Here is a 21,011-nt window from a genome sequence, read left to right on the forward strand (position 1 = left end):
GTCAGCCTTCCTGTTGCCTTTCACAGCACGCGTAAAGGCAACAGAGTAAAAGGCATAGCTGGCGAGCTGCGGTATGACTGTTTACTGCTCGAAGGCCAGATAGCCGCCGTTGTCGATGCCGTCAATCGTCCAGTTACCCACGCGATAGCGAATCAGCCTCAGGGTAGGGTAGCCAACATGCGCGGTCATCCGCCTGACCTGGCGGTTGCGTCCCTCAGTGATGGTGATGGCTAACCAGGAAGTGGGGATCTGTTGTCGATATCTTACTGGGGGAGTACGGGGCCAGACGGCTGGTGGTGCCATCCGCTTCACTTTTGCCGGTTGCGTCATACCGTCTTTCAGTTCAACACCTTCACGAAGCGCATTAATGGCGTCATCTGTGGGCTCGCCCTCTACCTGTACCCAATAGGTTTTGCTGGTTTTCGCATCCGGATTCGCCAGTTTGTGCTGTAATTTGCCGTTATTGGTCAGTACCAGTAAGCCTTCCGAGTCGCGGTCTAACCTTCCGGCAGCATAGACATCAGGAATATCGATAAAATCCTTCAGGGTTTTGCGCCCGTCAGCATCAGTGAACTGAGATAGCACCTGAAACGGTTTGTTAAACAACACTACGGTAGAAGACATGGAAGATTTCCGGGGCACAAATTGTGCGCGCAGTGTATCAGAATGCGACGGTTTACCGAACCCTGAAATAAAAGTACAAACGTGCAGAGAAGCTGGCGAATTTCGCAGCAAACGTAAAGTGATCTCTCCACTTACGACAATGGTATGACTTGTAACTCCTTCATTCGACCCTATACTATTGAGCGCGGCGGTTAATCCGTTGGGATTATTGTGTCTGTTTTTTGAGCGGGCATACGTCGATTTCGACTCCGCAAGTCGAAGCGTTTCTAACGGTCGAAGAAGCGTAAAGTGAAAGTTAATTACGGCGTTCCGGTAAATCCGGGCAAGCCGGCAAGATACGTATTGTCGTAAACAATGCGCGAATGGACTTAATTCAGGTAGTCAGCTACCGACAACATTGAGGTATATAATGACCAAAGCCAAGTCGAAAATCATCTACACCAAAACCGACGAAGCGCCAATGCTGGCGACATACTCGTTTCTCCCGATTATCAAAACCTTTGCTGGTGCCGCTGACATCGACGTAGAGCTCAGTGATATCTCTCTGGCTGGCCGTATCCTGGCCAATTTTCCTGACTACCTGAAAGACGACCAGAAAGTTGCGGATGCACTGGTTGAGCTGGGCGATTACACGCAAAATCCTAACGCTAATATTATTAAGTTGCCTAATATTAGTGCATCAATTCCTCAGTTGCGTGCAGCAATCAAGGAATTGAACGCTGCGGGTTACGATGTTCCTGCTTTCCCGGAAGATCCAAAAACAGATGAAGAGAAAGACATTCGTGAGCGTTACGGTAAAATCTTAGGCAGCGCCGTAAACCCGGTTCTGCGTGAAGGTAACTCAGATCGCCGTGCGCCAACAGCAGTGAAGAACTATGCGCGCAAGCACCCACACAGCATGGGCGAATGGAGTCAGGCATCACGTTCTCACGTTGCGCACATGCGTGGCGGCGACTTCTTCTCAAGTGAAAAATCTACCACGGTGGAGAAAGAAGGTTATGTCAGTATTGAATTTACCGGCAAAGATGGCTCGAAGAAAACCCTGAAGCCTCGCGTTGACCTGCTTGCCGGTGAAGTCATTGACGGCATGTTCATGAGCAAAAATGCACTGTGCAAATTCTTTGAAGATCAAATTGAAGATGCCAAGAACACCGGCATTTTGTTCTCACTGCACGTAAAAGCGACCATGATGAAGGTTTCTCACCCCATCGTGTTCGGTCATTGTGTCAAAGTGTTCTATAAAGAGCTGTTTGACAAATACGGTGATTTGTTTGAAGAACTGGGTGTTAACCCGAACAATGGCCTGGGCAGTGTTTACGATAAAATTTCTTCACTACCTGAGTCTCAGCGTTCTGAAATTCAGCGCGATATTAACGCGTGTTATGCCGATCGCCCACCGATTGCCATGGTTAACTCTGATAAAGGGATCTCCAACCTGCACGTACCATCGGACGTCATTGTTGATGCGTCTATGCCAGCAATGATCCGTAATTCAGGTCAGATGTGGGGGCCGGATGGTAAGCCACATGATACCAAAGCGGTTATCCCTGAAAGCACTTATGCGACGATTTATCAGGAAGTGATTAACTTCTGTAAGACGCACGGTGCATTCGATCCGACGACAATGGGTACAGTGCCTAACGTTGGCCTGATGGCTCAAAAAGCGGAAGAATACGGTTCACACGATAAAACGTTTGAAATGGAAACCGATGGCACCGTGCAAATTGTCGATCAGGATGGCAACGTTCTGATTGAGCATGAGGTAGAAGAGGGTGACATCTGGCGTATGTGTCAGGCGAAAGACGCGCCGATTCAGGACTGGGTGAAACTGGCTGTTACCCGTGCACGTCAGTCTGGTATGCCTGCGGTATTCTGGCTGGATGACGAGCGTGCACACGACCGCCAGCTTATTCAGAAAGTCGAAAAGTATCTGAAAGACCACGATACCAATGGTCTTGATATTCAAATCATGTCTCCTGTCCGTGCAATCCGTTACAGCATGGAACGTGCAATGCGTGGACTGGATACGATTTCCGTAACCGGTAACGTGCTGCGTGATTACCTGACCGACCTGTTCCCGATTCTGGAACTGGGAACCAGTGCCAAAATGCTGTCTATCGTGCCGCTTATGGCCGGTGGTGGTCTGTATGAGACTGGTGCAGGTGGCTCTGCGCCTAAGCACGTTCAGCAGTTTGTTGAAGAGGGTCACCTGCGTTGGGATTCACTGGGTGAGTTCCTGGCGCTGGCAGTCTCCCTGGAAGATGCCGCGACCAAGCACGATAATCCTCGTGCCCGCATTATCGGACAAGCATTAGACCGTGCAACGGAAACGCTGCTGAACAACGGTAAGTCTCCGCTTCGCAAAGCTGGTCAACTGGACAACCGTGGTAGCCACGTCTATCTGGCAATGTACTGGGCTGAGGAAGTGGTTAATCAGACAGAAGACAAAGAGCTGGCTGAGCTGTTCAAACCGATGTTCGACAAGCTGACTGCAGACATTGATACCATTATCGCGGAAATCGATGCGACGCAGGGACAACCACAGGATATCGGTGGATACTACTTCCCGGATACGGAAAAAGTAGCTAAGGCAATGTCTCCGAGTGAAACACTGCACAAAGTATTAAAAGCGTAGTGACGCAGATGGAAATAAAAAGCCCGACATGATGTCGGGCTTTTTTTTGACTTTCTTACGCTGCTTGTTTGCGAGACAGTGACGGGAAAAGCAACAAGACCGGCTAAGTCATAAAAAAGGCCCATTACCGACCGCCATACAGTAATAGACCCTTTTGTTGATTCGATAAATTATTTCGAATTAACGTTCCGGTTCGTCTACAAATCCGATGTTTTCCGCATGAAGACCTTTAGGCCCTTGCTGGACGTCAAAAGTGACCTCCTGACCTGCTTTTAGCGAACGATAACCATCCATCTGAATTGTAGAATAGTGAGCGAAGATATCTTCACCACCATCTTCAGGAACGATAAATCCGAAACCTTTTGCGTTGTTAAACCACTTTACTTTGCCAACCGCCATACTTCGACTTCCTCTTAATCCTTGAACTCACACTTGTATGCCCCCACAATAGAAATTGAGAGCACAATGGTCATGTGCGTCACTTCACAGAACCATAGTCAAACTGTAGATTTTTTAACCATCCCATGTCAAGGGTATTTTCGTAAATTAATTAATTAGCAAAAATTCCGCGACATTGCTGGCGAAGGCACTATCATTAAATTATGAGCAAAGACAACGCAATCAGTATCGAGAAGGAAAAACAGATTGATGCGGTGCGCAAAAAAACGCAACCGCCCCCGATGTATAAAGTGTTGTTAAATAATGACGACTACACGCCAATGGATTTTGTGGTCGAAGTACTCATGCATTTTTTCAATTTGGATGCTGAGAAGGCCAATCAGATTATGCTCACCGTTCATTATCAGGGAAAGGCGGTTTGTGGCATATTTACTGCAGAGATTGCAGAAACAAAAGTGATGCAGGTCAATCAGTACGCACGTAAGCATCATCATCCACTTATGTGCACCATGGAGCAGGCGTAGTTGGTAAACCACTAGAGGGCGAGCAATATGTTGAATAAAGAGTTAGAGCAAACGTTAAATGAAGCATTCGTGTTTGCTCGTGAGCACCGCCATGAATTCATGACCGTAGAGCACCTGCTTCTGGCATTGCTGGACAATTCTGCGGCCCGCGATGCACTGAAAGCGTGCGGCGCGAACATCGATGCGATAAAAAGCGAGCTAATCGAATTTGTTAAAGACACCACGCCCCTGATCCTTGACGATCAGGCAACAGAACGCGAGACACAGCCTACGCTGGGTTTCCAGCGCGTGCTTCAGCGTGCGGTATTCCATGTGCAATCATCGGGTAAAGATGAAGTTACCGGCGCGAATGTGTTGGTAGCAATATTTTCCGAGCAGGAATCCCAGGCGGTGTACATTCTTAAGAAAGCGGATGTCACCCGACTTGATGTCGTAAATTATATCAGTCACGGCGTCAGCAAAATGGATGACGAAGAATCAGCCTCGCCTGAAGCTGCCGAAGAGGGCGCTGAAGGAGATGAAAACAGCTCCGCGCTGAGCAAGTACGCTACCGACCTGAACAAACATGCACAGGACGGCAAAATCGATCCGCTGATTGGTCGTGACGCTGAGCTTGAGCGAACCATTCAGATCTTATGCCGCCGCCGTAAAAACAATCCGCTGCTGGTAGGAGAAGCGGGTGTAGGGAAAACCGCGATTGCGGAAGGACTTGCTTATCGGATTGTTAATAACGATGTGCCAGAGGTCATTGCTGAAAGCACAGTATATTCGCTGGACTTAGGCGGCCTGCTTGCCGGAACGAAATATCGCGGCGACTTTGAGAAACGTCTCAAAGCGATTCTTAAAGAGCTGGGTAAAGACAAAGACGCTATTCTGTTTATTGATGAAATTCATACCATCATCGGCGCTGGTGCAGCATCAGGTGGTGTAATGGATGCATCTAACTTATTGAAGCCAAAATTAAGCAGTGGTGAGCTACGCTGCATCGGTTCTACCACATATCAGGAATATCAGGGCATTTTTGAAAAGGACCGTGCTTTGGCGCGCCGCTTCCAGAAAGTGGATGTTGTAGAGCCAAGCGTTGGCGATACAACCAAGATCCTTCAGGGCCTGAAATCCCGGTATGAAGAGCATCACAGTGTGCGCTTTACACAAAAAGCGCTGCAGGCAGCGGCAGAGCTGTCGGCGAAGTACATTAATGAGCGACACCTGCCAGACAAAGCCATTGATGTGATGGATGAAGCGGGCGCAAGCCAGCGTTTGCTGCCTGTGTCTAAGCGCAAGAAGACCATTAATGTCAGTGACATCGAGCAAATCATCGCCAAGATGGCGCGTATACCAGAAAAATCTGTATCCGCGTCAGACAAAGAAGTGCTGAAAAACCTGAACCGCAACCTGAAAATGGTGGTGTTTGGTCAGGATGATGCGATTGAGAATCTCACCGATGCCATTCACTTGTCGCGTTCTGGTCTTGGACAAGAAGAGAAACCGATCGGTAGCTTCCTGTTTGCAGGACCTACCGGGGTAGGGAAGACCGAAGTCACGCAGCAACTGGCTAAAATTATGGGCGTAGAACTGGTACGTTTCGACATGTCGGAGTACATGGAGCGTCACGCGGTGAGCCGGCTGATTGGTGCACCTCCGGGTTATGTTGGCTTTGATCAGGGCGGATTGCTTACGGATGCGGTGATAAAGAACCCGTACTCAGTGGTACTGCTTGATGAGATAGAAAAGGCGCACAGTGATATCTACAACATTTTGCTGCAGGTGATGGATCACGGGACATTAACAGATAATAACGGCCGTAAAGTCGACTTCCGCAATGTGGTGCTGGTAATGACCACAAACGCAGGCGTACAGGAAACCGTTCGTAAGTCCATTGGCTTTAAGCAACAGGATCACAGCCATGATGCGTTGAGTGAAATCAACAAAATATTCTCACCAGAGTTCCGTAACCGTCTGGATTCGATCATCTGGTTCAATCATCTGGATTCGGAAGTGATTCTGCAGGTAGTCGACAAGTTCATTATCGAGCTTCAGGCGCAGCTGGACGTGAAAGGCGTGTCACTGGAGGTTACCTCCGCTGCGCGTGCGTATCTCGCTGAGAAAGGCTATGACAAAGCGATGGGCGCACGTCCTATGGCACGGCTTATTAAAAACGAAGTCAAAAAAGAACTTGCTAACGAATTGCTGTTCGGTGAACTGAGCAAAGGTGGCAATGTGAAGGTTGATTTGGCTGACGATAAGCTGACTTTCAACTACACCGGCGTAAATGAAGAGAAAAAGGAAGCTGAATCGAACTGATTCAGCGTCTCCTGTCATATAAAAACAAAAAAGCCCGATAGCGATATCGGGCTTTTTTTGTAGCGGGGACCGCTTACTGGCGTATTATCTTGCACGATACACGATACGGCCTTTGGTCAGGTCGTATGGTGTCATCTCTACAGTCACTTTGTCACCGGTTAGGATCCGGATATAGTTTTTACGCATTTTGCCAGAGATGTGCGCAGTCACCACGTGACCGTTTTCCAGCTCAACGCGGAACATAGTGTTTGGAAGGGTATCCAGAACCGTTCCTTCCATTTCAATACAATCTTCTTTCGCCATGTAAAGCAGTTACCTCAAATAAGTCAAAATTTTTGCCGCGCAGACATTAACCAATCCGGGCGGCAGTGTAAAGCGTTTAGACCGTTTTTTTATCAATTCGGTGCCATTTATTGTGATAAAAACGCTCGTGGGGCAGAAAACGCGTTTTATACGCCATTTTTGGGCAGGCGTCCACCTGGTAGCCAAGATACAGATAATCTATGCCCATTGTTCTTGCGTGCTGCAGTTGCTGCAAAATCATCCAGGTACCAATAGAGGATTCTGAATAGGCGGGATCAAAAAAGGTATACAGCGCTGACATTCCACTATGACTGACACGGTCATCAACGATGTCAGTAACCGCGACTGCGATGAGTTTGTCATCGTCGTATGCTTCAATAAATACAGGTTGCTTCCACTGACAATCAATGAAGCTGTCAAACTGATCCCGGGAAGGTGGAAACATACTACCATCGGCATGTCTTTCGCAAATGTAATGCTCATATAACGGATAGTAATCCTTACCAGGGGTATAGGATAGCACAGAATGCAAATGACTGTTTTTCCGGATTACGCGCTTTTGACTGCGAGATGGGGTAAAGGTGTTAACCAGAACCCGCACTGACTGACAAGCATCGCATTGAGGGCAATGGGGCCGGTACACCTGATCACCACTACGACGAAAGCCTGCCTGTATCAGCTGGCTGTATCGCAGCGCCAGATCGGTGTCCTCTTCCGCATAGACTAAAAGTTGTTCGTGGCGGTTGGCAAGGTAGCTACAGGGAAATACCTGTGTAATGCCAAATCTCATGGTGTGATATCCTGCCTTGACCATACCTTCCTGTACTGGTCACTCAGCTTTCCGGATCCATCCAGTGTCTGATTATGTGCGGCAAGTCTGCTGATAAATGCGTCTCTGCTCACCTCGACTGCACCCAATGATGTGAGATGTTCTGTGGGTAGCTGGCAATCGATAAATGCCATTTGATGCGCTTTCATATGATTGACCAACGCCAGCATAGCCAGTTTGGAAGTGTTATTTTTAAAGTGGAACATCGACTCTCCACAAAATACCTTCCCTACGGCAACGCCATAAAGACCACCCACCAGGTTATTGCCTTCCCATACTTCCACAGAGTGGGCCAGGCCCGCCTGATGCAGTCTGATATACGCGCGTTGCATATCTTCTGTTATCCAGGTGTCTGATGACATCTCGGTTGAACCAGGGTGAACGCGTGGAATGGTGGCGCAGGCGTTAATCACATCCGTGAAGGCGTGATTCATTGTAACATCGTAAATGGCTTTGCGTGCCAGCTTGCGCAGGCTTTTTGAACAGCAAAACGCGTCGGGCACAATAATCGCGCGGGGCGTCGGTGACCACCATAATATCGGTTCTTGGTCGCTGAACCACGGGAATATGCCATGAGAATAAGCGTTAAAAAGCCGGTTGATATCAAGTGTACCGCCAAAGGCAAGCAAGCCGTTAGGGTCGTCTAAAGCCTCATTCACCGGGGGAAATGGGGTATCTTCGTGGAGGTACGGCAATTCAATCATGAAGGGTCACGAAATATGGCGAAGGCCGCTGTCGGCCTTCGCGGATCGCTTACTGTTCCATTTTCAGGCCGTCAAGATACTTTTCAGCATCCAGCGCAGCCATACAGCCCGTTCCGGCCGATGTAATTGCCTGGCGATATACATGGTCGCTGACATCACCTGCTGCATATACACCTTCAACACTGGTTTGAGTGGCATTGCCGTTAAGGCCACTGTTTACCACGATATAACCGTCTTTCATTGCAAGCTGACCGTCAAAGATATCAGTATTCGGTTTGTGGCCAATGGCGATGAAAAGACCCATAATATCCAGCTCTTCAGTGGTATCTGAATCGGTGTCTTTAATACGAATTTTGGTTACGCCCATCTCGTCACCCATGACCTCATCAAGGGTGCGATTCAGATGCAGTGTAACGTTGCCATTTTCTGCCTTGTCACGCAGGCGTTGCTCGAGGATTTTTTCACTTCGGAACTCTTCACGACGGTGAATGACATGCACTTCTGAAGCAATATTAGACAGGTACAATGCTTCTTCTACCGCGGTGTTACCGCCGCCAACAACCGCTACTTTCTGGTTACGATAGAAAAAGCCGTCACAGGTCGCGCAGGCTGATACACCTTTACCCATAAAGGCCTGCTCAGACTCCATGCCAAGGTATTTAGCTGAAGCGCCGGTAGCGATGATAAGCGCATCGCAGGTATAGGTGCCGTTATCGCCGTACAATGTGAACGGACGCTTAGAGAGATCCGTTTTGTTGATATGATCGAAGATAATCTCTGTGTCGAATTTTTCCGCATGTTTTTGCATACGAACCATCAGGTCCGGCCCAGTCAGACCTTCAGGATCACCGGGCCAGTTTTCAACTTCAGTGGTAGTCGTCAGTTGTCCGCCTTGCTGAATACCCGTCAGCAATACGGGCTCCAGGTTGGCTCGGGCTGCATACACTGCAGCAGAATAGCCTGCCGGTCCGGACCCCAAAATCAGTAGACGAACATGTCTGCTTTCTGCCATTTTTCTCTCCAAATACGTCGTTGCCCGATAGGGCGAAATTCTTGATAACAGCTAGGTTGGGGCAAAATTTCTAGTTTCAACATGAGTTGATAGTCCCAGCCTGCGCCGAATAGCCATATGATGCCTTTATCTGGCTGGTATGTCACTTACAGAAGGTGAGCTATAATCAGTTTTAAACAGTATTATAGAAAAACGTTATACACCTGATGCTGCATATTGGTTATAGTGTAACTGTGGGCATTTGCGCACAGAAGTGAGGTGGAACATGGCACAATCTGTAATGACACTTTTCCGTGATGGTCAGGACTATATGACTACCTGGCCGGTGAAAAAGGAACTGTACGCACATTTTCCTGAGTGTCGCGTGGTTTCGGCCACCCGTCTGGCGGTGAAAGTGATGCCACCCATGGCCGTGCTTGCTTGCGCGGCTATGTTAAATACGTTCGGTGCTGAATACTTACCACAGGCCATCGCCATCGGTGCGTTTTTCCTGAGCCTGCCGCTACAGGGCCTTTTATGGCTTGGCCATCGCTCCAATCAGGCCTTACCTCCGCAGCTTAAACACTGGTATCACGAGATTCACTCGAAGATGCGTACTCACGGCTGTCAGGTGCAGTCTTTAAAATCAAGACCTCGCTACAAAGAGCTTGCTGCACTGTTAAAAACGGCCTTTAACGATATCGATAAAGTCTTTACGCGAAGCTGGTTCTAAACCTTATCGCGAGAAAACAAAAAACGCGCTGGTCAGGCGCGTTTTTTCGTAGTGCAGATTATCAGGCAATTGCTGCCTTACGCTGGGGCGTCTCTGACAGCCCATCGCAATGGGCGACAAACTCTTCATAGTTACCATCGAAGTGCGTGATAGCCTGATTTCTGATTTCGATGATCTGTGTGGCCAGCGATGAGACAAACTCGCGGTCATGACTGACGAAAATCACCGTGCCATCAAATTTGTACAACGCATTGTTGAGCGCCTCAATAGATTCCATATCAAGGTGGTTGGTGGGTTCATCCATCACCAGGACGTTGATATCCTGAAGCATAAGTTTGCCGAACAGGAGACGGTTTTTCTCACCACCGGAGCACACCTTCACTTTTTTGTTGAAGTCATCTGAGCCAAAAAGCAGGCGTCCCAGCATGCCCTTTACCTGTAAGTCATCATGCTTCGGACTGCGCCACTGCGACATCCATTCAAATAGCGTGAGGTCGCAGTCGAAATCGTTACTGCTGTCCTGGGGAATATAACCTACCGACGCATTTTCCGCCCATCTCACCACACCTTTATTGGGTGTCAGGTCGTCGACCAGACACTTAAGCAGGGTAGTTTTACCCGCGCCGTTTTCACCGATGATGGCAAGACGGGAGCCTGCTTCCAATAACAGATTGGCGTTGTCAAACAGCGGAAGATCCGGGTAGCTGTGACCGACTTCTTCAAGTGTGACTGCCAGGCGATGTAGTTTTTTATGCTGCTTGAACTGAATGAACGGTTTGCGGCGGCTGGACGCTTTCACTTCCGCCAGTTCAATTTTCTCAAGTCGTCTTGCCCGTGACGTGGCTTGTTTGGCTTTAGACGCGTTTGCCGAAAAACGAGCAACGAAAGATTGTAACTCTTCGATTTCTGCTGATTTTTTGGCATTTTCCTGGTGCAGTTGTTCCTGCGCCATCATGGCTGCCTGCACGTAGTCGTCGTAGTTACCCGGATAAATACGCAGTTCGCCGTAATCAATGTCTGCCATGTGTGTACACACAGAGTTCAGAAAGTGGCGATCGTGCGAAATGATGATCATCGTAGACTTGCGCTTGTTCAGTTCTTGCGCCAGCCACTCAATCGTATAGATATCCAGGTTATTGGTAGGCTCATCAAGTAGCAGAATATCAGGCTCGGCAAACAGAGCCTGAGCCAGTAATACACGCACCTTTTTGCCAGGCGCTACCTCTTTCATCAGTCCGAAATGATAATGCTCTTCGATACTGGCAGCGGTAAGGATATCACCGGCACGTGCCTCTGCAGTGTAGCCATCCATTTCTGCAAAGCGGGTTTCGAGGTCTGCTACGCGCATACCGTCTTCTTCACTCATTTCCGCTTTGCTATATATGGCGTCGCGTTCCCGTTTCACTTCCCAAAGCTCACGGTCGCCCATGATCACCGCATCGACTACGCTCATTTCCTCAAAGGCAAACTGGTCCTGACTGAGGATCCCCAGTTTGGTGCCGGGGGCCATTGAGACATTGCCTGAGGTCGGTACGAGATGTCCGCTCAGAATTTTCATGAAAGTGGATTTACCGCAACCATTCGCACCGATCAGGCCATAACGGTTGCCATTACCAAATTTGGCTGAGATATTTTCAAACAAAGGCTTAGAGCCAAATTGCATTGTGATATTGGCGGTAGTAATCAAAGCGAGTCCAGGACGTTTATCTGTAGAAAAAGAAATGGCTTCGAAGTTCGAAGCCAGGGGCGCGCAATATAAAGAAAAGCGGCTCCGGAGTCGAGGAATTTTTGCGCTTTTTCTGTTCAGATACACAAGTCAGAAAGACCGGAGGCAAGGTTTAGCTGACGGTTCTCGTGATAACGATTATTCAGCAGTCAGATAGCTATTGCAGCGTCTGCAGAGATAACGCTGGCCTTTCAGTACGTTATTATGTCGTCGCACTGACAACTCGATGACATCGCAATTACAGCGATAACGAAACGTTTTGAGATTCAGCGGTGCCAAATCGAAACTGTGGGTAGCAGAGGCCGGCGTGTTAAATACCTCTTCCATCATATGTTGCCATTCTTTCCCATGGGGCTTGACCCGGCCATACAACTGCCAAACCAGGAGGTGGCTGATTTCATGAGGAATAACTTGTGAGAAAAACGCGTCCCGGTTTTCAGTGAACAGGGCGCCGTTTAGGTTAATGCGGTTTTGGTTTAAAAAGGCCGTGCCCGCATTTCTCCCTGAACGGCGGAATGTTACCTCAGGCGTGACAAATGCGCGGGAAAAATACTTTTCAGCATGTTGATAGAGAGCAGAAACGCGCTGCTTCACAGCAGCGCGCTCTGTTTGACTTATTTGTGACACGGGCTATTTAACGTTGCATTGTAAACACAAAATGTATACGCCCATTGGATCATTAAGCTGCTGCATGGTATCGAACTCTTTCAACACACTCTTCACCATGCCCATCAGGGCTGAATCTGATTGTGAAAATTGCCATTTCGCAGCCCATACCATTGCCTGACCAAAAAACTCTTTCCAAAACATTTCCTGGGCAGAAAGGTCACGTTCAACATAAAAGCTGTCGTATTTCTCCAGACCGGCAATGTCGGCTGCAGACATAACGGCATCGTTAAGATCGCCCAGCTCGTCGACCAAGCCCAGTTTAAGCGCTGTTTCGCCAATCCAGACACGGCCCTGTGCAATGTCGTCAACATCGTCGACTTTCATGCCTCTGGCATCTGCGACCATAGTGATGAAGTTGTTGTAGCTGCTTTCTACATTATTTTGCAAAATCTGGCCGAACTCAGGCGCCAGCGAGCGGGTAGGGGATAACCCGGTCAGTTCGGTAGAACCGACGCCATCGCTGTTAATACCCAAATAATCCAGGCTTTTCTCGTACGTCATAAACATGCCGAACACGCCGATGGATCCCGTGATGGTGCTGGGCGATGCGATGATTTTGTCAGCATCAGCAGAGATCCAGTAACCTCCAGATGCCGCATAGGTACTCATTGATACCACTACCGGTTTCCCGGCTTCCTGGAGTTCAAGCACTTCCTGACGAATTATCTCGGAGCCAAAGGAGCTACCCCCCGGAGAATCAACCTGAAGCACCACAGCTTTCACGTTATCGTCCAGTCTGGCTTTGCGTAATAAACGTGCAGTGCTGTCACCGCCGATGGTACCGGCTTTTTGATTACCATTTAAGATGGTACCTTTGGCAACCACGATAGCGACTTTATCCATGTCGTTCTGTACCCTCGGTAATGGGGGATTTACGACTTTCAAGTACGTGGAGTAAGGGGTGACGTTCACGCCCAGTTTGTTTTCATCTGACCCTACCAAAGCCACCAGTTCCTGGCGCACTTCTTCACGGGTTTTCAGCGCATCTACCCAGCCGTTTTCCAACGCATAGGTTGCGAAATCCGCACCTGCTTCGTTGAATTTTTCCAGCAGTCCCTGAAGGGTTTCATCAAAGTTGCTGACATCCATGTTGCGTGCGGCGGCAACATCAGCTTTATACTGTGCCCAGTAGGCATCAAGCCATTCTTTGTTTGCTTCTTTAGCGGCATCTGACATGTCGTTGCGAATAAACGGTTCGACTGCTGATTTGTATGTTCCTACACGGAAAATATGGGTGGTAACCTTCAGCTTTTCCAACATGTCTTTTACGTACAGCCCATATCGGCCATAACCTTCAAGCAGAAGCGCGCCCATAGGGTTCAGATACACGTTATCGGCGTGAGCAGCAAGGTAGTACTGATCCTGAGAAAAGTAGTCACCGATTGCATAAACCGGCTTCTCGGAACGCTTGAACGCTTCAATGGCTTCAGCGATGGTGCGCATCTTATCCAGCCCGCCGCCGGTAAGCCCGTGTAAATCCAGAACCAACGCTTTAATACGACTGTCTTGCTGGGCATTTTCAATGACCTTAACGACGTCGCGTACCAACACTTCCGGATTTTCCGGCTCTTCCCCGAACGCTTCCTGCATGAATTGTTCGAACGGGTCTACTGCTTCTTTTTCTATGACCAGCGTGCCATACAAATTAAGATACAGTGCACTGTCAGCATTCACCGTAAGAGGATCTTCTTCGCGCATGATCACAATTAGAAGACCAACAAATATGATGATAAATATAATGTTAAAAAACAGCTTCCGGCAAAAATTTAGTACCGTCCATAGGCCAATAAATAAGGATTTCGTCCAGTTTCCGTTGGCAGCCATAGTATCTCGTTACCTCAGAGTCATTTACCCAGTATGTTATCCAAACCGCAGGGTATAGCGAATTAAAATTGTAATGAAGTGTGATCTGTCCTGAACACGCATTGCATCGGACCTTACCTTTGATTTTCTGAATCTTCCAGCCATTTAGCAATAAGTTGTGCGATACGGCGGTGATCCTTCTCGCTAAACTGCATCAGCAGCCTGCCTTTTTTCTCTTTATAGCCTACTTTTTGATGCCCTCTGACCAATAAGCGTGTCAGTGGCGACATAGTGTCCGATGTGGTTGGTGAAAGATTTTTTCGCTTCGCAGGTTCTTTATTAGCAGTCACTGTTACCAGGAAATAGTTATGCTGACTTCTGTCTATTATGGAACGATATCGGGTTTACGTCACGCAGACGGACTTCCCTTGCTGTTACTTCGCCTGTATCTGGCACCAGTTATGATTCAGGCTGGATGGAATAAAGTCACTGCATTTGACGATATTGTGCAATGGTTCGGTGATCCCGAATGGGGACTGGGCTTGCCATTTCCTGAACTGCTCGCGTGTCTGGCTACGGCAACAGAGCTGGTTGGCGGTGTATTGTTATTAATTGGGCTGGCCACCCGGTTAGTGTCTTTGCCTTTGATGATTACGATGGTAGTCGCTATCTTAACGGTTCATGCACAGCATGGATGGCTGGCCATTGCTGATGCGTCAAGCTGGTTTGCGGATGGCACAATTTATTACGATCCCTCAGTGCTCGCAGCTCCGGAAAAACTGACCGCGGCTAACACATTGCTGGAAAAGCACGGGTACATCGACTGGCTGACCAGCTCAGGTAAATTTGTGATCCTGAACAACGGGATAGAGTTCGCCGCAACGTACTTTATCATGCTGGCAGTATTACTGTTTTACGGGGGCGGGCGGTATGTCAGCGCAGACGACATCATCAGCCGCTTTATGAAAACAAAAATAGGTTAAATTCGCCCTTAAGGTTCTGGTCTTTTTGAGCACCTGTGCGTAGGATAAATCACATTATCAAACCTGCAGCACAAGGAGACTGTTTGTGGATGCGATGTCATTGTTACTGAATCGGGCTTCCCAGCCTCGTTTGAAAGCCCCGGCGCCGGAAGGTCAGGCGCTGGAGAATATCATGCAGGCCGCGCTCAGGGCCCCCGATCATGCCTGCCTGACGCCCTGGCGTTTTATTGTTTGTCAGGATAAAGGGCTACTGAAACTAGGTTCTATTTTTGAACAGTCGGCTATCGATAACGATAAGTCCGAAAAAGAGATTGAGCGCGCGCCTCAGTTAACGCAGCGCGCACCCATGATCATTGTCGCCATCGCTAACTACAAAGAACATGAAAAGGTGCCGCGGGTTGAGCAGATTGCGTCGGCATCCTGCGCTGTGATGGCAATGCAGATGGCGGCTGTAGCACAAGGGTTTAACGGTATCTGGCGGACGGGCAGCTATGCTCACTGCGATACAGTGCGTGATGCGCTGAATGTGGCAGAAGAGGATGAAATTGTAGGCTTTCTGTATTTGGGAACACCCGCGATAGAAGGGGCCAGCAAGCCGACGCGTGATACGAGCGACTATTTCGAGCACTGGTCGTAGTGCCTGAAATCTGGCGACACCAGTAAAACAACACTGGTATCTTTCAGTGTTTTTTCTCTCATCTGTGTCGTGGGGGCTGCTGTAACGCACACCCTTTACCTTAAATAAAAAAGGCGCCTGAAGAAGGCGCCTTTTGAGTGTCAGTTGGGTGCTTAATCAACGTTCACTATTTTTAAGGCGTTTGTCGCCCCGATTTTTTCCATTTCATCGCCGTACGTCATAATGACGCTGTCACCGGATTTTACCAGCCCATGCGCTTTCAATGCATTCATTACATCGTGTTTCAACTGGCCTGGCTCGCAGTTGCGCGAGTCGAAATACACCGGCTTTACACCACGAAACAGCGCCATAGAGTTTAGTGTATGCTCATGGCGCGATAATGCGATGATAGGAAGTGAAGTCGTAATGCGGGACATCAGTTTCGGAGTATTACCACTTTCTGTCAGACCAACAATCGCGCGGATGCTAGGCAAGTGATTCGCGGCATACACAGCAGAAAGGGCAACCGTTTCACTGACAGAAGAAAAAATGTCGTCCATGCGGTGTTTGGAGAGTTTGATGCTGGGGTGCGTTTCGGCTCCTTCACATACCCGCGCCATGGCCAGCACTGTTTCCACCGGATAATTACCCGCAGCAGTTTCGGCACTTAGCATTACTGCATCGGTGCCATCAAGTACGGCGTTTGCGACGTCCATCACCTCGGCCCGGGTCGGCATCGGACTGTCAATCATCGATTCCATCATCTGGGTTGCGGTAATAACAACTTTGTTAAGCTGGCGCGAGCGGGCAATAAGCTTTTTCTGTACACCAACCAGCTCAGCATCGCCGATTTCAACGCCCAGATCGCCGCGGGCGACCATAACGGCGTCGGACGCACTGATGATATCGTCAATGGCTTCGTCTGTTGCCACGGCTTCTGCGCGTTCTACCTTAGCGCAAATCATGGCATCACAGCCAGCAGCCTGAGCCAGTTCGCGGGCATAATTTAAGTCTGCACCACTGCGGGGAAAAGAGACTGCCAGGTAGTCAACGCCAATTTTGGCAGCAGTTTTAATATCTTCTTTATCTTTTTCTGTTAATGCTTCAGCAGAAAGACCGCCGCCCTGACGATTGATACCTTTGTTATTCGATAATTTACCGGGAACCGTCACTTTCGTGTGTACCTGGCGGCCTTTTACCGCAGTAACTTCTAGCTGAATACGGCCATCATCCAGCAGCAGGATGTCGCCAGCATCAACATCATCTGGCAGCGCTTTGTAGTCGATACCTACCGCATTGATATCACCGTCTTCTTTGCCCATTTCAGCGTCAAGAATAAAGCTGGCGCCTTCTTTTAGTACCACTGAGCCATCTTTAAACCTGGCAACCCGGATTTTCGGTCCCTGAAGATCGCCCAAAATCGCAACATACTTGCCTAGGTTCTTGGCGGCTTCACGTACGCGCTTAGCGCGTTCAATATGATCGTCAGCCTGGCCGTGAGAGAAGTTCATGCGTACTACGTTAGCGCCGGCTTTTATTATTGCCTGGATTTTTTCAAGCGAGTCCGTAGCTGGGCCTAACGTGGCAAGGATTTTCGTTCTTCTGGTCATAATAATTCGCAGTCTCTTGGTCGTTTAGGTGATTGAATCAGAGATATTATTTTTGCATGTCTGTCTCATGCTGTAATCTCTTTTCGTAATTTTATTACAAAATACTAGTAGAATCTGACAGAAATGTGAATGTTTGGGAATAAAATGTTAACTGCGCTTACCAGTATAGGTGTTACGCACTGATTTTGCAGGTATAAAAAAACGCCACCGGGGTGACGTTTTTTCACAATTTCTTGGCGCTATTCGTTGCGCTTCTCGTAGCGAGAGCCGCGCAGCGTATCTTTAACCCGTTTCAAATTCTCACGGAACTTGTTGCCCCGGCGCAGTGTAAAACCGGTTGCCAGTACATCAATCAGTGTCAGTTGCGCGATTCGGCTGGCCATTGGCATGTACATGTCGGTGTCTTCGGGAACCTCAAGCGACAGCACGTAGCTGCATTCCTGCGCCAACGGGCTCTCTGCTGAGGTGATACCCACTACGGTTGCATCATTCATGCGCGCTATCTGCGCGATCTCTACCAGGCTTTTGGTGCGTCCGGTATGAGAGATCAGTACCACCACATCGCCGTCAGAGCAGTTCATGCAACTCATACGTTGCATCAGGATATCTTCGAAATACACTACCGGCACATTGAAGCGGAAAAATTTGTTCAATGCATCGTGAGCGACAGACGCGGATGCCCCTAAGCCGAAGAAGGATATTTTCTGTGCCTGGGTAAGCAAATCGACAACCCGGTTAACGATATTGACGTCAATGGACTGCCTGGCCACTTCAAGCGACGCCATGGTCGATTCAAAAATTTTGTTCGTATATTCTTCAGGACCATCCTGCTCATCGACGTGGCGGTTTACATAGGGCGTGCCATTTGCAAGGCTTTGCGCCAGATGTAGTTTGAAGTCAGGATAGCCTTTTGTATCCAGGCGACGACAAAACCGGTTCACGGTAGGCTCGCTTACATCCGACATTTTTGCGAGGGTTGCTATACTCGAATGGATGGCAGTTTGCGGATTTGACAGAATAACTTCTGCTACTTTGCGCTCTGACTTACTGAATACAGCTTTATTTTGGGTGATTTTTTCTAATATATTCATACGGATATAGCGTTTAGTAGAGTATTATGTGCGCCTTGTTCGGTAGATAGTCTACTGAAAGTGACAGTGGTGACAAGAAAAATGTAATTTTTTGACATTTTTAATTTCGTTTTTCCCTCGTCAACACTCAAAAATCATCAAATAAAATATGAAATACGGCAAAGTTGTAATTTTACTACATTTGGTGTTAACTATGTGCTAACAACCAATCAGTAGCCGTTGCCTGGAACGAACTAAAACCACGTTACTGTTATTATTAAGAAGGTCGACGAATATGGTAGTGGATAACTCCTACGAACCCTGTGATTTTGTGCTGTTTGGCACAATGGGGGATCTCTCACGGCGCAAGCTGTTGCCGTCTCTGTACCAACTTGAAAAAGCGGAACTCATCCATCCCGATACCATGATTATTGGTGTGGCACGTCAGGAGATGACGGTTGATGAGTACGTAAGTGAAGTAAAAGCGAATATCGAGAAGTTTGGTGGCGCTGAACTTTGCGAAGACACCTGGTCACGCCTTAAAGCCCGACTGGATTATGTTTGTGTCGATATGAAAGATGTCGAGAGCTACAAACAGTTCGACGAACATGTTGACCCGAGTCGCACCATGGTTTGCTATCTGGCTACGCCGCCGGCAATTTACGGTGATATCTGTCGTGGTCTCCATGGCTGCAAAATTATCGACTCAAGTGTACGCGTTGTGCTGGAAAAGCCAATTGGTCACGATTTGGAGTCGTCGAAAATCATCAACAATCAGGTTGCTGAGTTCTTTGACGAGAAACAGATTTACCGTATCGACCATTACCTTGGTAAAGAAACGGTGCTTAACCTGGTAGCGCTGCGTTTCGCTAACTCTATTTTCGCGACAAACTGGGATCATAACTGTATTGACCATGTTCAGATCAGCGTTGCTGAGTCTGTCGGTATCGAAGGCCGCTGGGGTTACTTCGATGACGCCGGTCAGATGCGCGACATGGTGCAAAACCACTTGCTTCAGATATTGTCTCTGGTTGCGATGGAGCCGCCCACAACCCTCGATGCTGATAATATTCGTGACGAGAAGCTGAAAGTGCTTAAAGCGTTGCGTCCAATTAATGCGTCTAATGTGAGTGACGTGACGGTGCGCGGACAGTACACCTCTGGCTTCGTGAAAGGCGAAGAAGTACCAGGGTATCTTGAGGAAGAAGACGCCAATACGCAGAGTAAAACTGAAACGTTTGTTGCGATCAAAGCCGAAATTGATAACTGGCGCTGGGCTGGGGTGCCGTTTTACCTGAGAACCGGTAAACGTATGCCAACCAAAGTCAGTGAAGTTGTCATTTACTTTAAGCGTCAGCCGCACAATTTGTTCGGCGACAGCTTCAAAAACCTGCCACCGAATAAACTGGTAATCCGACTGCAGCCAGATGAAGGCGTCGAAATTACCGTTATGAATAAAGTGCCTGGGCTGACCAGTTCCGGCTCTATGGATTTGCAAAAGTCAAAGCTGAACCTGAGTTTGTCTGAAGCATTTGGTGACGAGCGAATTCCAGACGCCTATGAAAAGCTGCTGTTAGAAGTGATGCTGGGTAACCAGGCGCTGTTCGTCCGTCGTGATGAAATTGAACAGGCATGGAACTGGGTTGACTCAATTCTTGAAGCATGGAAAAACACCAACGAGCCGCCAGAGCCTTATCAGGCAGGTACATGGGGGCCGGTAGACTCAATTGGTCTGCTGGCACGAGCAAACCGTAGCTGGTATGAAAGCAAACAGGTGAAAAAGAAATAATGGCATTAACGATTGAATCTTACGATACACCGGATGCACTGACTGAAGCCTTCGCATCAACCCTGACTTCTATTCTGAAAACCGGTATTCAGACACGAGGACGCGCGTCTCTCGTCGTCAGTGGTGGACGTACGCCACTGGCCTTATTCAAGCTGCTTAGTAATGCGGATCTGGACTGGAGTAAAGTGGATGTTACGCTGGCTGATGAGCGTTGGGTAAACGAAGACGACGATGCCAGTAACACGCAACTTGTGAAACAGAATCTGCTTCAGAATAAAGCCGCAGCAGCGCATTTCGTTGAGTTAAAAGCCGACCATGCGGATGCCAATGAAGGGATTAATGAAGCCGAATCTAACATTGCCAGTATGGCCCAGCCATTCGATGCGCTGATTCTGGGAATGGGCGAAGACGGTCATACCGCCTCATTGTTTCCGTGTTCAGAGCAGGTGCAGGATGGGCTGGATATGAATAGCGGCAGAACCTGTATTGCCGTTACACCAACCACTGCACCACACCAGCGCATATCGATGACGCTTCCTACGTTGCTGAATAGCCGCAATATCTTTTTGCACCTGACCGGCGAACGTAAAAAAGAGGTGCTGACGGAAGCCCTGGAAAATTCCACCGAAGCGCAAAAACCCATCACTGCAGTTATCAACCGTGCACCGGTTACACTGATGTGGGCGCCATAGGAGACTA

Annotated in this window: 20 protein-coding genes; 8 read left to right on the forward strand and 12 right to left on the reverse strand. The window is 48.5% G+C overall.

The window, feature by feature from the left end:
• Positions 1–81 precede the first annotated feature (81 nt).
• Entirely contained in the window at positions 82–624 is a 543-nt protein-coding gene (locus JKP77_RS07515) for a pseudouridine synthase (protein ID WP_218310573.1), read from the reverse strand.
• 409 nt (positions 625–1,033) lie between these two features.
• Here JKP77_RS07515 and JKP77_RS07520 point away from each other — a divergent pair, with 409 nt between their 5' ends.
• The gene (locus tag JKP77_RS07520; protein ID WP_218310574.1) at positions 1,034–3,259 is read left to right on the forward strand and encodes an NADP-dependent isocitrate dehydrogenase; all 2,226 of its coding nucleotides are present in this window, start codon (positions 1,034–1,036) and stop codon (positions 3,257–3,259) included.
• Positions 3,260–3,439: 180 nt separating this feature from the next.
• Here the strand turns inward: JKP77_RS07520 and cspD are convergent, their stop codons facing one another.
• Positions 3,440–3,658, reverse strand: a complete 219-nt coding sequence (gene cspD / locus JKP77_RS07525) for a cold shock domain-containing protein CspD (RefSeq protein WP_218310575.1) — start codon at positions 3,656–3,658, stop codon at positions 3,440–3,442.
• A gap of 203 nt (positions 3,659–3,861) precedes the next feature.
• On the opposite strand from cspD, the gene clpS reads away from it, so the two are divergent.
• A complete protein-coding gene (gene clpS, locus JKP77_RS07530; RefSeq protein WP_218310576.1) occupies positions 3,862–4,182 on the forward strand; it encodes an ATP-dependent Clp protease adapter ClpS in 321 nt (106 codons plus the stop codon).
• Between the two features lie 27 nt (positions 4,183–4,209).
• Positions 4,210–6,486, forward strand: a complete 2,277-nt coding sequence (gene clpA / locus JKP77_RS07535) for an ATP-dependent Clp protease ATP-binding subunit ClpA (RefSeq protein WP_218310577.1) — start codon at positions 4,210–4,212, stop codon at positions 6,484–6,486.
• Positions 6,487–6,570: 84 nt separating this feature from the next.
• Here the strand turns inward: clpA and infA are convergent, their stop codons facing one another.
• From infA to trxB, 4 genes are all read right to left on the reverse strand, one after another.
• Positions 6,571–6,789, reverse strand: a complete 219-nt coding sequence (gene infA / locus JKP77_RS07540) for a translation initiation factor IF-1 (RefSeq protein WP_014949333.1) — start codon at positions 6,787–6,789, stop codon at positions 6,571–6,573.
• 76 nt (positions 6,790–6,865) lie between these two features.
• Positions 6,866–7,579 (reverse strand): arginyltransferase, encoded by a 714-nt coding sequence (locus tag JKP77_RS07545; protein ID WP_218310578.1) that lies wholly within the window; start codon positions 7,577–7,579, stop codon positions 6,866–6,868.
• Positions 7,576–8,322: a leucyl/phenylalanyl-tRNA--protein transferase gene (gene aat, locus JKP77_RS07550; RefSeq protein ID WP_218310579.1), complete on the reverse strand. Its 747-nt coding sequence runs from the start codon at positions 8,320–8,322 to the stop codon at positions 7,576–7,578. The genes JKP77_RS07545 and aat overlap by 4 nt, the downstream gene beginning before the upstream one ends.
• Positions 8,323–8,371: 49 nt before the next feature.
• Positions 8,372–9,334 carry a thioredoxin-disulfide reductase gene (gene trxB / locus JKP77_RS07555; protein WP_218310580.1) on the reverse strand — a complete coding sequence of 321 codons (963 nt, stop codon included), beginning with the start codon at positions 9,332–9,334 and terminating at the stop codon, positions 8,372–8,374.
• A gap of 265 nt (positions 9,335–9,599) precedes the next feature.
• Here trxB and yfbV point away from each other — a divergent pair, with 265 nt between their 5' ends.
• Positions 9,600–10,046 (forward strand): terminus macrodomain insulation protein YfbV, encoded by a 447-nt coding sequence (yfbV, locus tag JKP77_RS07560; RefSeq protein WP_218310581.1) that lies wholly within the window; start codon positions 9,600–9,602, stop codon positions 10,044–10,046.
• 61 nt (positions 10,047–10,107) lie between these two features.
• On the opposite strand, the gene JKP77_RS07565 is transcribed toward yfbV, so the two are convergent.
• The 4 genes from JKP77_RS07565 to JKP77_RS07580 form a co-directional block, all read right to left on the reverse strand.
• Positions 10,108–11,733 carry an ABC-F family ATPase gene (locus JKP77_RS07565; RefSeq protein WP_218310582.1) on the reverse strand — a complete coding sequence of 542 codons (1,626 nt, stop codon included), beginning with the start codon at positions 11,731–11,733 and terminating at the stop codon, positions 10,108–10,110.
• A gap of 177 nt (positions 11,734–11,910) precedes the next feature.
• Positions 11,911–12,399, reverse strand: coding sequence for a SprT family zinc-dependent metalloprotease (locus JKP77_RS07570; RefSeq protein ID WP_338024849.1), 489 nt, complete (start codon positions 12,397–12,399; stop codon positions 11,911–11,913).
• 3 nt (positions 12,400–12,402) lie between these two features.
• The gene (sppA, locus tag JKP77_RS07575) at positions 12,403–14,265 is read right to left on the reverse strand and encodes a signal peptide peptidase SppA (RefSeq protein ID WP_218310583.1); all 1,863 of its coding nucleotides are present in this window, start codon (positions 14,263–14,265) and stop codon (positions 12,403–12,405) included.
• 113 nt (positions 14,266–14,378) lie between these two features.
• Positions 14,379–14,594 (reverse strand): hypothetical protein, encoded by a 216-nt coding sequence (locus tag JKP77_RS07580; RefSeq protein ID WP_218310729.1) that lies wholly within the window; start codon positions 14,592–14,594, stop codon positions 14,379–14,381.
• A gap of 18 nt (positions 14,595–14,612) precedes the next feature.
• On the opposite strand from JKP77_RS07580, the gene JKP77_RS07585 reads away from it, so the two are divergent.
• Positions 14,613–15,227, forward strand: coding sequence for an HvfX family Cu-binding RiPP maturation protein (locus tag JKP77_RS07585; RefSeq protein ID WP_218310584.1), 615 nt, complete (start codon positions 14,613–14,615; stop codon positions 15,225–15,227).
• 85 nt (positions 15,228–15,312) lie between these two features.
• A complete protein-coding gene (locus tag JKP77_RS07590; RefSeq protein WP_218310585.1) occupies positions 15,313–15,864 on the forward strand; it encodes an NAD(P)H nitroreductase in 552 nt (183 codons plus the stop codon).
• Positions 15,865–16,016: 152 nt separating this feature from the next.
• Here JKP77_RS07590 and pyk read toward each other — a convergent pair whose 3' ends face one another.
• Together pyk and JKP77_RS07600 are read right to left on the reverse strand one after the other, a co-directional pair.
• Positions 16,017–17,453 (reverse strand): pyruvate kinase, encoded by a 1,437-nt coding sequence (pyk, locus tag JKP77_RS07595; protein WP_218310586.1) that lies wholly within the window; start codon positions 17,451–17,453, stop codon positions 16,017–16,019.
• Between the two features lie 239 nt (positions 17,454–17,692).
• A complete protein-coding gene (locus JKP77_RS07600) occupies positions 17,693–18,544 on the reverse strand; it encodes a MurR/RpiR family transcriptional regulator (protein WP_218310587.1) in 852 nt (283 codons plus the stop codon).
• Positions 18,545–18,818: 274 nt separating this feature from the next.
• Between JKP77_RS07600 and zwf the strand changes: the two genes are divergently transcribed.
• Positions 18,819–20,312 (forward strand): glucose-6-phosphate dehydrogenase, encoded by a 1,494-nt coding sequence (gene zwf, locus JKP77_RS07605; protein ID WP_218310588.1) that lies wholly within the window; start codon positions 18,819–18,821, stop codon positions 20,310–20,312.
• Positions 20,312–21,004: a 6-phosphogluconolactonase gene (gene pgl, locus JKP77_RS07610; RefSeq protein ID WP_218310589.1), complete on the forward strand. Its 693-nt coding sequence runs from the start codon at positions 20,312–20,314 to the stop codon at positions 21,002–21,004. Before zwf ends, pgl begins: the two co-directional genes overlap by 1 nt.
• Positions 21,005–21,011: the final 7 nt, after the last annotated feature.

The organism is Alteromonas antoniana, from assembly GCF_019249295.1.
GTDB lineage: Bacteria > Pseudomonadota > Gammaproteobacteria > Enterobacterales > Alteromonadaceae > Alteromonas > Alteromonas antoniana.

Bases quoted from the DNA above. Each gene is read 5' to 3' on its own strand.
- JKP77_RS07515 (WP_218310573.1), bottom strand. From the start codon at position 624: ATGTCTTCTACCGTAGTGTTGTTTAACAAACCGTTTCAGGTGCTATCT.
- cspD (WP_218310575.1), bottom strand. From the start codon at position 3,658: ATGGCGGTTGGCAAAGTAAAGTGGTTTAACAACGCAAAAGGTTTCGGA.
- JKP77_RS07520 (WP_218310574.1), top strand. From the start codon at position 1,034: ATGACCAAAGCCAAGTCGAAAATCATCTACACCAAAACCGACGAAGCG.
- pyk (WP_218310586.1), bottom strand. From the start codon at position 17,453: ATGACCAGAAGAACGAAAATCCTTGCCACGTTAGGCCCAGCTACGGAC.
- JKP77_RS07585 (WP_218310584.1), top strand. From the start codon at position 14,613: ATGCTGACTTCTGTCTATTATGGAACGATATCGGGTTTACGTCACGCA.
- zwf (WP_218310588.1), top strand. From the start codon at position 18,819: ATGGTAGTGGATAACTCCTACGAACCCTGTGATTTTGTGCTGTTTGGC.
- sppA (WP_218310583.1), bottom strand. From the start codon at position 14,265: ATGGCTGCCAACGGAAACTGGACGAAATCCTTATTTATTGGCCTATGG.
- aat (WP_218310579.1), bottom strand. From the start codon at position 8,322: ATGATTGAATTGCCGTACCTCCACGAAGATACCCCATTTCCCCCGGTG.
- yfbV (WP_218310581.1), top strand. From the start codon at position 9,600: ATGGCACAATCTGTAATGACACTTTTCCGTGATGGTCAGGACTATATG.
- pgl (WP_218310589.1), top strand. From the start codon at position 20,312: ATGGCATTAACGATTGAATCTTACGATACACCGGATGCACTGACTGAA.
- clpS (WP_218310576.1), top strand. From the start codon at position 3,862: ATGAGCAAAGACAACGCAATCAGTATCGAGAAGGAAAAACAGATTGAT.
- JKP77_RS07600 (WP_218310587.1), bottom strand. From the start codon at position 18,544: ATGAATATATTAGAAAAAATCACCCAAAATAAAGCTGTATTCAGTAAG.
- clpA (WP_218310577.1), top strand. From the start codon at position 4,210: ATGTTGAATAAAGAGTTAGAGCAAACGTTAAATGAAGCATTCGTGTTT.
- JKP77_RS07545 (WP_218310578.1), bottom strand. From the start codon at position 7,579: ATGAGATTTGGCATTACACAGGTATTTCCCTGTAGCTACCTTGCCAAC.
- trxB (WP_218310580.1), bottom strand. From the start codon at position 9,334: ATGGCAGAAAGCAGACATGTTCGTCTACTGATTTTGGGGTCCGGACCG.
- infA (WP_014949333.1), bottom strand. From the start codon at position 6,789: ATGGCGAAAGAAGATTGTATTGAAATGGAAGGAACGGTTCTGGATACC.